Genomic DNA, 14659 nt, shown 5'->3' with positions numbered 1-14659 from the left:
GCTGATAAAGACCAAATATTAGCTATATAACTACCTATAAAGTATAAGGACATAATTATGTTATATCACGTCAGAATGGATGTATTGTTACCGACAGATATGAATGCTGATAAAGTCAGTGAACTTAAACAAGCTGAAAAAGCGCTATCACACAAACTGCAGGAACAAGGTAAGTGGCGTCATATTTGGCGCTTAGCGGGAGAGTATTCTAACTTTAGTATTTTCGATGTCGAAAGTAATGAAGAACTACATGACATTATGATGTCGCTACCACTTTACCCTTATATGAAAGTCGAGGTCACCCCTCTACTTCGTCATCCTTCTTCTATTCGCGATGATGATAGTTAGTGCCTTATAACGCTATTACTAGATTTCATTATTACCTTTGATGTTAATCAAATAATAGCACCCCAAAATCGCCTTAATCTATTTTTTAACAATTATTGGTCTATACCAGACCAACGGACACCTGTTGCCAAAAATAAGCAATGAGTGAATAAAGTTTGAGTAAGAGTACTCGATATAACTACCTTTTAAATAGTCCTCAACAAGGAGAGAGACATGGAACGCAGCCAAATTGAAGCATTAGCCACTCAGTTCATCAAAGGTAAAATTGACTTTCCTGAACAAGTTAACCCACGTATACAAGCCATTGTCTTACGTATCGTAACCGACCTCATGCAAACCATCAATGATTTGAAAATCACGGCCGATGAATACTGGTCTGGGGTTGAGTTCATTGGAGATTTAGGCAAAGAGGCAGGATTACTCTCCCCTGGTCTTGGTTTTGATCACTTTATGGATTTAATGATTGAAGAAGACTTAAAAGCGGCGGGTCTTGACGGTGGCACTGTACGTACTATCGAGGGCCCACTATATGTCGCTGGTGCGCCAGAAGAAAAAGGCTTTGCGCGTTTAGATGATGGCACTGATATTGAGAATGGTACCGTTTTATTCATGCAAGGATGCGTTTATGGCGAAGATGACAAGCCTTTATCAAATGCAAAAGTAGAAGTCTGGCATGCCAACAGCTTAGGTAACTACTCTTTCTTTGATGAGTCGCAGTCTCACTTTAACCTACGTCGTAGCATTATCACTGATAAAAACGGACTTTATGCTTTCCGCAGTATCGTCCCATTAGGTTATTCAGTGCCGCCAGAAGGTATGACGCAAAAGGTATTGGGCGCACTAGGACGTCATGGTCATCGTCCAGCACACATTCACTTCTTCGCGAGTGCTGACAGTCATCGCAAATTGACGACCCAAATTAACATCGATGGTGATGAGTACCTATGGGATGACTTTGCCTTTGCTAGTCGTGAAGGATTAGTCCCTAAAGTAAATATGGTAGAAGATGCTGACAAGTTAAAAGAGCACGGTCTGGACAAGCCTTATGCCAGTATCGACTTTGACTTTCACTTAGTAAAAGACATCGATAAGCCAGTACAAGGCAGTGAAGTTGAACGCCGTCGTGCGCAAGCTTAGTTGTTGAATATCCCTAGCTACTGTTAGCAACTACTAAATATTATAGATTTTCGCTTGATATGCATGCAGTTGGCGTATCAAGCGTCATACCCCAACATCGTTTAACACCGTTATTTACAAGGAAGACAGCCATGAGCGAGCGTATTAATCTAATACCTGAAGGATCAGATATCGCTATCGATGATTTTTTAGAAGAAAATGCAGAAAAAGGAATTTATCGCCTACATCGCAGTGCCTTTACCAATGAAGAGCTGTTTGAGCTTGAAATGAAACATATCTTTGAAGGCAATTGGGTTTATCTGGCTCATGAGACTCAAATTCCTGATAACAACGATTATTATACAACATACATCGGCCGCCAGCCGGTCATCGTTGCGCGTAATAAAGAAGGTGAACTGCATTGTATGATCAATGCCTGCTCTCATCGAGGCGCTCAATTATGCCGTCATAAGAAAGGCAATAAGGCAACTTATACGTGCCCCTTTCACGGTTGGACTTATAACAACTCTGGCAAGCTACTTAAAGTTAAAGATCCACGCGGCGCAGGTTACCCTGACGCTTTTAATAAAGACGGCTCTCATGACCTAAAGCAAGTCAAACTTGCCAATTACAAAGGCTTCTTGTTTGCTAGTCTTAAAGATGACGTCGAACCGATTGAAGACTGGCTTGGCGGTTCAACCAAAATTCTTGACATGATTGTCAATCAATCACCAGAAGGCCTAGAAGTACTACGCGGCACCTCAACCTATACCTTTGATGGTAACTGGAAACTACAAGCTGAAAATGGTGCTGATGGCTACCATGTTTCAGCTGTCCATTGGAACTATGCTGCGACAACAGCACGTCGCAAAGAGCACGAAGCAAAAAAAGAAGACAATATTAAAGCCATGAACGCTGGTAAATGGGGTCGTCAAGGTGGCGGATTCTATTCTTTTGAGAACGGTCATTTACTACTCTGGACTCAATGGGAAAACCCGCAGGATCGTCCTAATTTTGCGTATCGCGATGACTATGTTGCCCAGTATGGTGAAGCAATGGCCGACTGGATGATTGGACGCTCTCGTAACTTATGCTTATATCCAAACGTCTATATCATGGATCAATTTAGCTCGCAAATTCGTATGCTGCGTCCAATAGCCGTTGATAAAACTGAAGTCACTATCTGGTGTATCGCACCGAAAGGCGAAAGCGATGAAGCACGTACTCGCCGTATCCGTCAGTACGAAGACTTCTTTAACGTAACTGGTATGGCAACACCAGATGACTTAGAAGAATTCCGCTCATGCCAGCAAGGCTATAACGGCATTAAGCTCGAATGGAACGACATGTGTCGTGGTTCCGAGCACTGGATAGAAGGCGCTGACGAAGGTGCAAAAGCCATCGACTTGAAGCCTTTGTTAAGCGGAGCTAAGACTGAAGATGAAGGATTGTATACCGTGCAACATCGATACTGGCATGAAGAGATGAAAAAAGCCCTAGAGCAAGAACAGCAGCTACATGGCGCAGGCTAATATTAGCTACCTACTTAGACCAGTAACTTGCTAGTTATTGCAGGACGAACAAATATAAAAGGATATCGCTAATGAAAAATGCAACGGTTAATATCGAAGATGTGCGTCAGTTTCTGTACCGTGAAGCACGATTGCTTGATGAAAAAAAATGGGAAGAATGGCTGGCTTGTTATGACGAAGAATGTCCATTTTGGATGCCTAGTTGGGATGATGATGGCGAACTAATAAGCAATCCGCAACGTGAAATATCTCTGATTTATTACCCTGATCGTCGTGGACTTGAAGATCGTATTTTCCGTATCGAGACTGAGCGTTCTTCTGCAACCATTCCTGATACCCGTACCACACATAACTTATCTAATATCGAATTACTTGAAGATAATGACGGCATTGTTAGCATCCGATTTAACTGGATCAATAAGTCTTATCGTTATCATGAGACTAACACTTATTGGGGATTCTCTAAATACAAGATAGACATGAATCAAGCTAGCCCAAAGATCTTGGACAAATACATCGTATTAAAAGATGATTACGTACATCAAATTATGGATGTATATCACGTCTAGAGTTCGCATGATTTTATTTATGCTTGCCAGCTAGTACAAATAATCAAATTTAAAAATAGCTTGTTGGTAATTTATGAAGTATCAACGAGCCAACCAAAAATATAGTGATGTTAGTCAGTAGCCATATATTGAAAAAGGATGTTTCTCATGGAATACAACATAGCTCTACAGTTTGAAGATGGTGTCACGGGATTTATCAAATGCGAAGAGGATGAAACCGTCGCCGAAGCCGCTTATCGTCAAAAATATAATATCCCTGTGGACTGTCTTGATGGCGCCTGCGGTACCTGCCGTTGTCATTGTGAGTCGGGCAGCTATGACATGCATCCTGATATGTATATTGAAGAGGCGCTGACCGAAACCGAAGCTAATGATGGCTACGTCTTGACCTGTCAAATGATTCCTGAGAGCGACTGCGTCATTAAAGTGCCAACCTCATCAGAAGCCTGCAAAGTCAGCAAATCTGTGTTCAAAGGTAAGCTACAGCAGCTAAATGTATTGTCAGAATCCACCATTCATTTCGGCGTTGAAGTTGATAACCCAGATGCCTTAGTATTTTTACCTGGGCAGTACGTCAATATCACCATCCCTGACTCTGATGAGACACGTTCCTACTCTTTTAGCTCAATGCCTAGTACCAATCAGGCTGAATTTGTCGTCCGTAATATTCCAAATGGCAAGATGAGTACCTTTTTATCTGATATTGCCAAGCTAGGTCAAGATATTGACTTTGAAGGACCATTCGGTAGTTTCTATTTACGTCCTATCGTACGCCCTACTGTATTTTTAGCTGGGGGTACAGGTATCGCACCCTTTTTATCGATGCTAAAAAGCTTAGAAATATCGGGTGCTCATCATCCTGTCAAGATGGTCTATGGTGTTACTAATGATGCTGATTTGATAGAGATTGAAAAACTGGAAGAAGTGAAGAAAAACCACGATTGGTTTGACTATTATACCTGTGTAGCAAGCGAAGAAAGCGACCATGAGCGCAAAGGCTATGTGACCAGCCATGTTGAAGCTGATTGGCTAAATGATGGCGATGTTGATGTCTATCTGTGTGGTCCTCTGGCGATGGTCGATGCCGTTAGTAATTGGTTAGATACAAGTAGCCTCAAACCTAGCAATTTTTATTATGAAAAGTTCACACCTAGTGAGCAGTAATATAGCTCAAACAATACAGCGAGATAATACTTTTCTCTAGGAGACAGCAATGAGTAAGCGCTTTGATAATAAAGTATGTGTCGTAACGGGTGCCGCACAAGGTATCGGTCGCGGGGTCGCATTACGCTTAGCAAATGAGGGTGGCAAGATAGTTATGGCAGACTTTTCACCTTTGGTAGAAGACGTATTAGCAGAAATCACTGCAAATGGCGGGCATGCGACGACTATCCAAGCTGATCTTGAGACTTATCAAGGGGCACAGGATGTTATCGATAAAGCACTTGATACCTACGGTCGTATTGACATATTGGTCAATAATGTAGGCGGTGCAATATGGATGAAACCATTCATCAGTTTCTCTGAGATAGAGATTGAAAAAGAAATTAGTCGCTCACTATTTCCAACATTATGGTGTTGCCATGCAGTATTACCATCGATGATCAAACAACAATCTGGCACTATTGTTAATATTTCCTCCATCGCGACGCGTGGTATCAACCGTATACCCTACTCAACTGCAAAAGGCGGTGTAAACGCCATGACTGCATCACTTGCTTTTGAACATGCAAGTGACGGAATTCGCGTTAATGCAGTGGCAACGGGTGGTACTGAAGCCCCGCCTAGAAAGATTCCACGTAATACAAAGCCTTCAACTGATGAGGAGAAAGGCTGGATGAACGCAGTTGTTGATCAAACCATCGACAGCACATTTATGAAACGTTACGGCACAATAGATGAACAAGTCAATGCCATCGCATTTTTGGCTTCTGATGAATCTTCCTATATCACTGGAAGCACTATCCCTGTAGGCGGTGGTGACGCAGGCTAATCTCTCTCCTCAGATTATTAAGTAGCATAGCGTTGAACAGAGAACTATCTACTCGCTGCTGATTTGCAAGGAAGCAATATGGCAAACGTAATACACACATTGAAAGACGACTGGTCAATCTCTGCCACCGTAGCAGGTTTTTTGGCCGTACTAATCTCTTATGCTGGCCCATTAATTATCTTCTTTCAGGCAGCACAAGCAGCGCAGGTGTCAGAAGCGATGATGGCATCGTGGATTTGGGGGGTGTCTATAGGTGCCGCTGTCTCAGGTATTTATTTATCCATTAAGTATAAAACCCCTATTATTACCGCTTGGTCAGCGCCTGGTACCGCACTATTGGTAACCGTCTTTCCGAATATGAGTATTAATGAAGCGATAGCCGCTTATATCGTATCAGCGATTGTGATTTTTTTAGTAGGCGCAACTGGATCTTTTGACAAAATTTTAAGATGGATTCCTAATGGTATCGCTGCCGGTATGATGGCAGGCATCCTGTTTCAATTTGGTTTAGAGTTATTTGTAGCAACCAATACGATGCCATTTATCGTGTTTAGCATGCTTGGCTGTTACTTAGTAGCCAAACGTTTTGCACCACGTTACACGATGATTTGGGTACTGCTATGCGGTGTCATTTTAAGTGTTCTATTAGGAAAAATGAACCCTGTCAATATAGATTTAGCCATTACCATACCTACTGTGATATGGCCTGAGTGGACGTGGAATGCCGTATTCAACCTTGCGATTCCACTCATTCTTGTTAGCTTAACTGGACAGTTTTTACCTGGTATGGCGATTCTTAATCTTAGTGGTTATGACACACCAGCCAAGCCTATCGTCAGTATTACAAGCCTAGCTTCGTTAGCAGTCGCTTGTGTAGGGGGTATTACGATTGTCCTAGCAGCAATCACCGCAGCACTTTGTACTGGTAAGGATGCCCATGAATTAAAAGAGAAACGCTACATAGCAGGTGTAGCAAACGGTATTTTTTATCTATTAGGGGGACTACTTGCCGGTAGCATCGTGATGGTATTTAGCTTGCTGCCCAAAGAGCTAGTTGCAGCATTAGCCGGTCTTGCACTTATCGGTGCTATTTCTACCAACATTACTATAGCAATGAAAGATGACTCTCAAAGAGATGCAGCGCTAATCACTTTTTTAGCAACAGCATCTGGTATGAGTTTTCTTGGATTAAGCTCTGTTTTTTGGGGCATTCTTATCGGCATGATTGCTTACTATGTTTTAACCAAAAAACGATTATTACCTCTATTTTCATAAGCAAAAATATACGTCACTTTTATTAATAGAACAGCTAAAACAACAAGACAGTCTCGAAGATGCATAAAACTTAAGTCTCGCAATACCTAATATTACTTTTGTATAGGACATAAACATGATTAATAAAGCTGAAAAAAATATCACGGATGTACTTAGCCAAATTAAAGATGGCGCCACTATTATGATTGGTGGTTTTGGAACTGCAGGGCAGCCAGCTGAACTCATTGATGGCCTTATAAATTTAGGTATTAAAGACCTTGTCATTATTAATAATAATGCTGGAAACGGTGATCATGGTCTTGCTAGATTATTAAAAACGGGCGCAGTACGTAAAATCATTTGCTCTTTTCCTCGTCAATCAGACTCATGGGTATTCGATGAGCTTTATCATGCGGGCAAAATTGATCTGGAATTAGTACCACAAGGTAATTTGGCTTGCCGTATTCAAGCGGCAGGCATGGGGCTTGGAGCCGTATATACCCCAACAGGTTTCAGTACTCTACTCGCAGAAGGCAAAGAAACTCGTCATATCGATGGCAAAGACTATGTCTTGGAATATCCAATTAAAGCTGATTTCGCCTTAATAAAAGCAAACAAGGGTGATCGTTGGGGTAACTTAGTTTACCGAAAATCTGCACGTAACTTTGGTCCAATTATGGCAATGGCAGCTGACGTGACTATCGCTCAAGTCTCTCAAACAGTTGATCTTGGTGAGCTTGATCCTGAGCACGTTATTACACCAGGCATTTTTGTGCAGCACGTGGTGCAAGTCCAACCTGCTAGCACTAGTACTGAACTTTCTGATACTGCAGCGTAGCCACCGCTAAATACTGCCAATTATAAGGAGCGTCATCATGAGCCATACCTCTTACACCGTTTTGACCCGTGACCAAATAGCCGAACGAGCTGCACAAGACATTCCAGATGGAGCCTATGTCAATTTAGGCATCGGACTACCGACTAAAATCGCACAATATTTATCTAATGATAAAGACGTATTTTTGCATTCAGAAAACGGCTTATTAGCTTTTGGTCCATCACCTGCCAAAGGTGAAGAAGATCCCGAACTGATTAATGCTGGAAAAGAATACGTTACTATGCTCGATGGCGGTAGCTACTTTCATCATGGTGACTCTTTTGCCATGATGCGCGGTGGCCATATCGACATTTGCGTGTTGGGTGCGTTTCAAGTAGCTGCTAATGGTGATTTAGCCAATTGGAGTACTGGTGCAGAGGATGCGATACCCGCTGTTGGAGGTGCTATGGACTTAGCCGTCGGCGCCAAAAAAGTTTTTGTAATGACCAATCACATCACCAAAACTGGGGATCCTAAAATCGTCAGCGAACTTACCTACCCTGTGACTGGGAAAAATTGCGTAGATCGGATTTATACTGACTTATGCGTCATTGATGTCACTGATAAAGGACTGCTAGTCACTGAAATGGTCGATGGTATGAGCTTTTTGGACTTGCAAGAATTGACTGGTGCAATGTTAATTGACGCTACTCAATAAAAACAGGTCTTACTCAAAACTTCAAACAACCAAAAATTCAGGATAATCGCCATGACTGATTCAACTGTCTATTTAAACAATGCTTATATTATCGATGCCATTCGCACTCCTTTTGGTCGTTACGGCGGCGGTCTAGCACCAGTACGTGCGGATGATTTAGGTGCTATCCCTATCAAGGCGCTAATCGAACGTAATACTAATGTCGATTGGGTAAAAGTAGATGACGTCATCTACGGCTGTGCTAATCAAAGCGGTGAAGACAACCGTAACGTCGGACGTATGTCGTCATTGCTAGCCGGCCTACCTTATCAAGTGCCTGCAACTACTGTTAATCGCTTGTGCGGCTCGTCGATGGATGCGTTAGCGATAGCGGCGCGTGCGATTAAAGCCGGTGAAGCTCATCTAATTATTGCAGGTGGTGTTGAGAGTATGAGCCGTGCGCCATTTGTGATGGGTAAATCAGACAAATCCTTTGGTCGTAGCCAAAATCTTGAAGATACCACCATGGGTTGGCGCTTTATCAATCCAAAACTTGATGAGCTATATGGCACAGAAACCATGCCTCAAACGGCTGAAAATGTTGCAGAGCAATTTAATGTCAATCGAGCTGACCAAGATGCATTTGCGCTACGTAGCCAACAACGTACCGCAGCGGCGCAAGAGTCAGAATTCTTCAAAGATGAGATTACTCCTGTCGTCATCCCCCAACGTAAAGGCGAGCCTGTCACCATCGATACTGATGAGCATCCTCGTGCTGATACTACACTTGAAAAGTTGACCAAATTACGCCCTATCGTCACCGTAGATGGCACCGTAACCGCTGGAAATGCTTCTGGAATCAATGATGGCGCAGCAGCCTTCTTAGTAGCGTCAGAGCAAGCGGTTAAAGAATTCAATTTGAAGCCACGTGCACGTATCGTGGCCTCAACTACGGTAGGCGTTGAGCCACGTATTATGGGCTTTGCCCCAGCACCAGCGATGAAAAAGCTACTAGCGCAAACTGGCCTGTCACTTGATGATATGGATGTCGTTGAGTTAAACGAAGCCTTTGCATCGCAATCATTAGCCTGTACTCGTGATTTAGGTCTGCCTGACGATAGCGCACGTGTCAATCCGAATGGCGGTGCGATTGCCCTTGGTCATCCACTCGGCGCATCAGGTGCACGTTTGATCTTAACCGCTCTCAACCAGCTTGAAAAAACGAGTAAGCGTTATGCAATTTGCTCAATGTGTATCGGTGTTGGACAAGGCATCGCAATGATTATTGAACGTGTTGAGAGCTGATTAATCGTTCAAAATAAAATAGACACCCAGCTTGATAAATCAAAAAGAAGACCTCAATCACCCGACAGTTAACACAAGGACGTTCATCATGCCTGTATTTGAAAATAAAGGTGTCACGCTAAACTATGCCACCTTTGGCAATAGCAGCAACCCTGCCCTAATATTCTCCAACTCTTTAGGTACTAGCTATCATATGTGGCAACCACAAATCGATACTTTGCAAGCCGATTACTTTATTATCTGCTATGACACTCGTGGCCATGGTAAATCATCAGCACCCAAAGGTCCTTATAATTTAAACCAGCTGGGGCAAGATGTGATTGACTTGTTAGATCACCTGCATCTTGATAAGGCATTTTTTTGTGGCATTTCTATGGGCGGTATGACTGGTCAATGGCTAGCTATCAATCACCCTGACCGCTTCCACCACTTGATGTTATGTAATACTGCAGCGAAAATTGGTAACGAAATAGCATGGACGGAGCGTGCAAGATTGGTACGTGAGCAAGGTCTAGCTACTATCGCGGCTACGGCCGCTCCGCGTTGGTTCACAGCAGATTTTATCGATCATTACCCAGATGTAGTCGCGTCATTGTCTAACACTCTTGCGGCTGGCAGTGCAGAGGGCTACGCAAGCTGCTGCGAGGCGTTATCTATCGCTGATACTCACAAACAGTTAAAAGATATTCGTGTACCAATTACAGTGTTAGCAGGCGTTGAAGACCCAGTGACGACCGTTGCCGATGGCCAATATATGGTCGATCATATACCTAATGCTACGCTTGCGACTATCAATGCTTCGCATATCTCAAATATTGAACAACCTGAAGCATTTAATGAGTATGTTAGATATTACCTACAATAACGCCAGTAAATGCTTTTAAAAAACACATTTATTAGCCTTGATTAATTAGGCTAATTTAATCTATTTATCTTACATTTTTAATCATCTATATATTTTTTTAGTATATGGATGATTTTCTGCGCATCCGGTATTTTTATATTAGAAATCAATGAAAATTTTTGGTGTTAGTTGTCTTACATACACTCACTGCAAGCATCATTCTTCGTACCTAATACTTTATAAGAGTACTCACTCCTCTAATTAAGATGAAGGCCAACATTATTTCAATAAAGTGTTATATGGAAAGATATACCTTTTAGGTATCGATTAATACCTAGATAGTTTTTGACTTAGCCCCTGTAAAACCCTAACTTGTAAAGCATGTATAAGGATATCATCAACGGAGAATATGAATGGAATCTCAAACCTTAAACATCAATAAAGTTATTGATGAAGCCAAATTTTCACCTTTTCATTGGAAAGTCCTGTTTTGGTGCTTATTGATTATTATCTTTGACGGCTACGACCTCATTATTTACGGCGTGGCTCTCCCACTACTTATGGAAGAGTGGTCGTTAACTTCGGTACAAGCAGGTTTTCTTGCTAGCGCAGCACTATTCGGCATGATGTTTGGCGCCATGATTTTTGGCACTTTATCTGACAAGATCGGTCGTAAAAAAACAATTATGATCTGTGTCGCTCTATTCAGTAGCTTTACTTTCTTTGGTGCTTTCGCTAGTGGGCCTATGCAGTTTGCGGCTTTACGCTTCATTGCAGGTCTAGGTATTGGCGGCGTGATGCCAATCTGCGTGGCACTAACATCTGAATACGCACCGAAACGTATGCGTAGTACTTTAGTCGCTATTATGTTCAGTGGTTATGCAATTGGTGGTATGACGTCAGCATTATTAGGATCTTTTTTGGTTCTAGATTTTGGCTGGGAAATTATGTTTTATATTGCGGGCATTCCTACTTTACTATTGCCAATTATATGGAAGATGCTACCTGAATCCTTGATGTATTTGGTCAAAGAAAATCGAGAAGATGAAGCTAAAAATATCGTTCAAAAATTGGCTCCTCAAGAAAAAGTTACACCCTCTACCACTTTAGTACTGGACGAACCCACCAAAGGTGATGATGCCCCAATTAAAGCGTTATTTCTGAATAGACGTGGATTCACTACTATTATGTTTTGGATCGCATTTTTTATGTGTTTGCTGATGGTTTACGCTTTAGCAAGTTGGTTACCAAAGCTAATGATTCAAGCCGGTTACTCGCTAGGTGCTAGTATGCTATTTCTATTTGCACTTAATATTGGTGGGATGATTGGGGCTATTGGCGGTGGCGTACTGGCCGATAAGTTTCATTTAAAACCTGTATTGACTATTATGTTTGTCGCTGGTGCCGTGGCATTAATACTACTTGGCTACAATAGTCCTCAAGTTGTACTGTATACCCTTATTGCGATTGCTGGCGCTACCACTATCGGCTCACAAATTCTGCTCTATACTTTTGTGGCTCAATATTATCCTACCGCTGTACGTACGACGGCTATGGGTTGGGCATCAGGTATTGGGCGTATTGGTGCTATCGTAGGTCCAATCCTAACTGGTGCGCTACTCACCTTAGAGCTGACCCATCAGATGAATTTTTTGTTTATCGCTATACCAGGTATTATCGCAGCCATCGCTATCTTCTTAGTGAATCTTACTGCAGCAGTGGACAGCAAGGAAAGTAAAATGCAACCCGCAAGGTTAGACACTTCGTCAGCGTAAAAATAATAGTAAGCTTGAAAATTTGGTAGTGTTCTAAAAAGAATACTGGCATCAAACATAGAATAAAAGAACATCAACTCAAATACGCCAGAATGATTGTCGAGCTTCTTAGAAAAACAACTCGTTCTTCTAGTAGTTCGTTTTAATCGGTGTCTAAGATGACAATCATTGACGTATCCTCCCAGAATATTGAGTCTCCGACAATACTGGGACGGTTCAATGGGAAGATGCACCTGTACGTATTTTCCAGAGAATGGCTTTTATTATCTTTCGACCTCTTCAACATCGCTTAGAACGATATAGTCAGTTCAATATAAAAAGATATGGAAAATAAAGCACTCAGCTGGTATAAAATTTTTTCGCTTGCTGCGTGTTTTGCCCTCTAGAGGCGTCGAAAAATTTATCCCAGCAGTACTGCATTCTTTTTAAAGTGAATCTGCTATATCTATTCAGATCAAATTTATATGCTCAACTATCGAAGGTTTAGATTAAGGTCTGTTGAGCATTCAAATGTGGTACTGGCAGTGGTTATTTTTTAGACAATACGCAGTGAAATTTTTGACGCCTAGTCATTCTAGGGTAGACAATTTCGCCAGGTATTGGCAAAAAATAGCCCTGCCCTGAAAGGCTGATGCTAAAATCAGCAGTCCTAATATTTGAATGCTCAACAGACCTTAACCCTCAGTCAATAATTCTACACTGACTTGAAAATAATAGTCATCCTTAATCGTGATGCCAACTTTGCCTTTATGAGCATTAGCGATAGCCTGAACAATAGATAGCCCTAGTCCTGTACCTGAGTGCTGATGGCTGGTCTTATCGTGACGATAGAATCGCTCAAACAATTTATCAGCTTCACTCTGATTGAGCATCTTGTCTAAGCGATTGGCCACTGTTATTGATAACGACTGTTTTGAGGATAGAGCCTCTTCTTTCGCCGTATCAAGGGTGCTGCCTGAGGTAATAATGGTAGCTGATATTGTGATAACACTGTCACTAGCGGCGTAATAAATGGCATTTGACATCAGATTGGCAAACAGCCGCTGCAATAGGCCTTCATCACCTAATACTGTCTTAAATTCGCCTGATCTTTCAAAAGTTATCCCTCGATCCTCTGCAATCATTTCATAGTAATCAACGAGCTTGGTGATTAGGTTTTCAGTATCTACGTGATTAATTTGCGAGTCACTTAATCCTTTCTGAGTTTTTGCCAGCAGCAACATATTATTAATCAGCACCGATAACTGCTCTAACGTATCATGCTGATGATGCAGTTGCTCAATGTATTCGTCGCCTTCTCTTGGCTTAGTTAACATGACCTGCGTTTGTGTACTAAGCGTCGCTATTGGGGTACGCAGCTCGTGGGCGATATTGTCTGAAAATCGTGACAAAGATTCAAAATTGCTTTCAAGCTTGACCATCATTGAGTTGTAAGATTCGGCTAGCGGTCGCAGCTCTAATGGCATGTCACTGACCGTTACTCTTTCATCCAACCTTTCAGGATTGATTCTTTTCATTTTTTGTACGATAGTGGCCAAAGGCGCAAAACCCCAATACACGCTCAATGCGGCGATTGAGACGAGTAATAGTGTAATGGCGAATAAAATCATACTAAGCTGACGATTGAACTGTAATAAATACTGATGATGTACATCTATAGGTAACGCGATAAGCGCGAGCATTTTGTCGTCTTCAATGACCATCGCTCGATAATATCTACTGTTAATACTCATCACAAACTGTTGCTTATCATTATCTTGTCGCAGTGACAACAGATTAAACGCTTCCCCTAGCTCTTGAGTAAAGTTGTTGGGGGTGCTAGACAGTATCTGTCCGTCTTTGTTAGCAATGACCGTTTTTAGATCGTAATCTAGCCAAGAAGAATGTAGATGACCAGCCTCCTCTGATGCTTCTGCAGAAAATGACGTTGTATCAGATGACAAGCTTAACGGTGGCTGGTTATTTAATAGACCTTGAGAATTTGTTAGCATTTGAGAGGTTATATGGCTGTTAGGTTCTGCCACTTGCTTACGTAAGTTAAACGCGGCATGAGTCATAATCTCAGCATCCATTTGTTCAAAATGGCCCTTAACAGAGTGCTGTACCCAAATATAAATAATAATCTGTGACATAACGACAAATATCGTGAGCAGCAACACAGTACGCCACAATAGTGGCAAGCGTCGATTGTCCAACCTGTGTTTCATATTAGATATTGCCAGCTTCGTGAGACGAATTATTATCAAGCACTGTATCGACAGCCTCCAATCGGTAACCCATACCGCGCACAGTATGAATCAGCTTTGCATCATGCTCATCATCTATTTTTATACGAAGACGCCTTATCGCCACATCAATCACATTGGTATCATTTTCAAAATTCATATCCCATACTTGAGAAGCAATGAC

14 protein-coding genes are annotated in these 14659 nt (G+C 41.9%); 12 read left to right on the top strand and 2 right to left on the bottom strand.

The window, feature by feature from the left end:
* Nucleotides 1–57 precede the first annotated feature (57 nt).
* The 12 genes from catC (at nucleotide 58) to J5X94_RS00015 (ending at nucleotide 12250) form a co-directional block, all read left to right on the top strand.
* The gene (gene catC / locus J5X94_RS00070; RefSeq protein ID WP_102077926.1) at nucleotides 58–348 is read left to right on the top strand and encodes a muconolactone Delta-isomerase; all 291 of its coding nucleotides are present in this window, start codon (nucleotides 58–60) and stop codon (nucleotides 346–348) included.
* 213 nt (nucleotides 349–561) lie between these two features.
* Nucleotides 562–1485: a catechol 1,2-dioxygenase gene (gene catA, locus J5X94_RS00065; RefSeq protein WP_189582365.1), complete on the top strand. Its 924-nt coding sequence runs from the start codon at nucleotides 562–564 to the stop codon at nucleotides 1483–1485.
* Nucleotides 1486–1616: 131 nt separating this feature from the next.
* Nucleotides 1617–2996 carry a benzoate 1,2-dioxygenase large subunit gene (gene benA, locus J5X94_RS00060; protein WP_210539210.1) on the top strand — a complete coding sequence of 460 codons (1380 nt, stop codon included), beginning with the start codon at nucleotides 1617–1619 and terminating at the stop codon, nucleotides 2994–2996.
* 62 nt (nucleotides 2997–3058) lie between these two features.
* On the top strand, nucleotides 3059–3565 hold the full coding sequence (gene benB / locus J5X94_RS00055; RefSeq protein ID WP_416346159.1) for a benzoate 1,2-dioxygenase small subunit: 507 nt from the start codon (nucleotides 3059–3061) through the stop codon (nucleotides 3563–3565).
* 138 nt (nucleotides 3566–3703) lie between these two features.
* Nucleotides 3704–4729 carry a benzoate 1,2-dioxygenase electron transfer component BenC gene (benC, locus tag J5X94_RS00050; RefSeq protein ID WP_228293090.1) on the top strand — a complete coding sequence of 342 codons (1026 nt, stop codon included), beginning with the start codon at nucleotides 3704–3706 and terminating at the stop codon, nucleotides 4727–4729.
* 49 nt (nucleotides 4730–4778) lie between these two features.
* Entirely contained in the window at nucleotides 4779–5558 is a 780-nt protein-coding gene (locus J5X94_RS00045; RefSeq protein WP_210539207.1) for a 1,6-dihydroxycyclohexa-2,4-diene-1-carboxylate dehydrogenase, read from the top strand.
* A 78-nt stretch (nucleotides 5559–5636) separates the two neighbouring features.
* A complete protein-coding gene (gene benE / locus J5X94_RS00040; RefSeq protein ID WP_210539206.1) occupies nucleotides 5637–6833 on the top strand; it encodes a benzoate/H(+) symporter BenE in 1197 nt (398 codons plus the stop codon).
* 115 nt (nucleotides 6834–6948) lie between these two features.
* Nucleotides 6949–7650 carry a 3-oxoacid CoA-transferase subunit A gene (locus tag J5X94_RS00035; protein WP_194621168.1) on the top strand — a complete coding sequence of 234 codons (702 nt, stop codon included), beginning with the start codon at nucleotides 6949–6951 and terminating at the stop codon, nucleotides 7648–7650.
* Between the two features lie 37 nt (nucleotides 7651–7687).
* Nucleotides 7688–8347, top strand: a complete 660-nt coding sequence (locus J5X94_RS00030; RefSeq protein WP_210539205.1) for a 3-oxoacid CoA-transferase subunit B — start codon at nucleotides 7688–7690, stop codon at nucleotides 8345–8347.
* A gap of 51 nt (nucleotides 8348–8398) precedes the next feature.
* Complete coding sequence (gene pcaF, locus J5X94_RS00025) at nucleotides 8399–9631, top strand: 3-oxoadipyl-CoA thiolase (protein ID WP_210539204.1); 1233 nt, start codon at nucleotides 8399–8401, stop codon at nucleotides 9629–9631.
* 88 nt (nucleotides 9632–9719) lie between these two features.
* The gene (gene pcaD, locus J5X94_RS00020; RefSeq protein ID WP_210539203.1) at nucleotides 9720–10496 is read left to right on the top strand and encodes a 3-oxoadipate enol-lactonase; all 777 of its coding nucleotides are present in this window, start codon (nucleotides 9720–9722) and stop codon (nucleotides 10494–10496) included.
* Between the two features lie 392 nt (nucleotides 10497–10888).
* Nucleotides 10889–12250 carry an MFS transporter gene (locus J5X94_RS00015; protein ID WP_210539202.1) on the top strand — a complete coding sequence of 454 codons (1362 nt, stop codon included), beginning with the start codon at nucleotides 10889–10891 and terminating at the stop codon, nucleotides 12248–12250.
* Between the two features lie 674 nt (nucleotides 12251–12924).
* Here the strand turns inward: J5X94_RS00015 and J5X94_RS00010 are convergent.
* Together J5X94_RS00010 and J5X94_RS00005 are read right to left on the bottom strand one after the other, a co-directional pair.
* Nucleotides 12925–14457 carry an ATP-binding protein gene (locus tag J5X94_RS00010; protein ID WP_210539201.1) on the bottom strand — a complete coding sequence of 511 codons (1533 nt, stop codon included), beginning with the start codon at nucleotides 14455–14457 and terminating at the stop codon, nucleotides 12925–12927.
* A gap of 1 nt (nucleotide 14458) precedes the next feature.
* Nucleotides 14459–14659 (bottom strand): winged helix-turn-helix domain-containing protein (locus J5X94_RS00005; protein WP_210539200.1); only part of this gene is annotated, 201 nt, incomplete at its 5' end.

The organism is Psychrobacter sp. K31L, assembly GCF_017942195.1.
Lineage (GTDB): Bacteria > Pseudomonadota > Gammaproteobacteria > Pseudomonadales > Moraxellaceae > Psychrobacter > Psychrobacter glaciei.
This window is presented reverse-complemented; position numbering and strand designations above follow the sequence as displayed.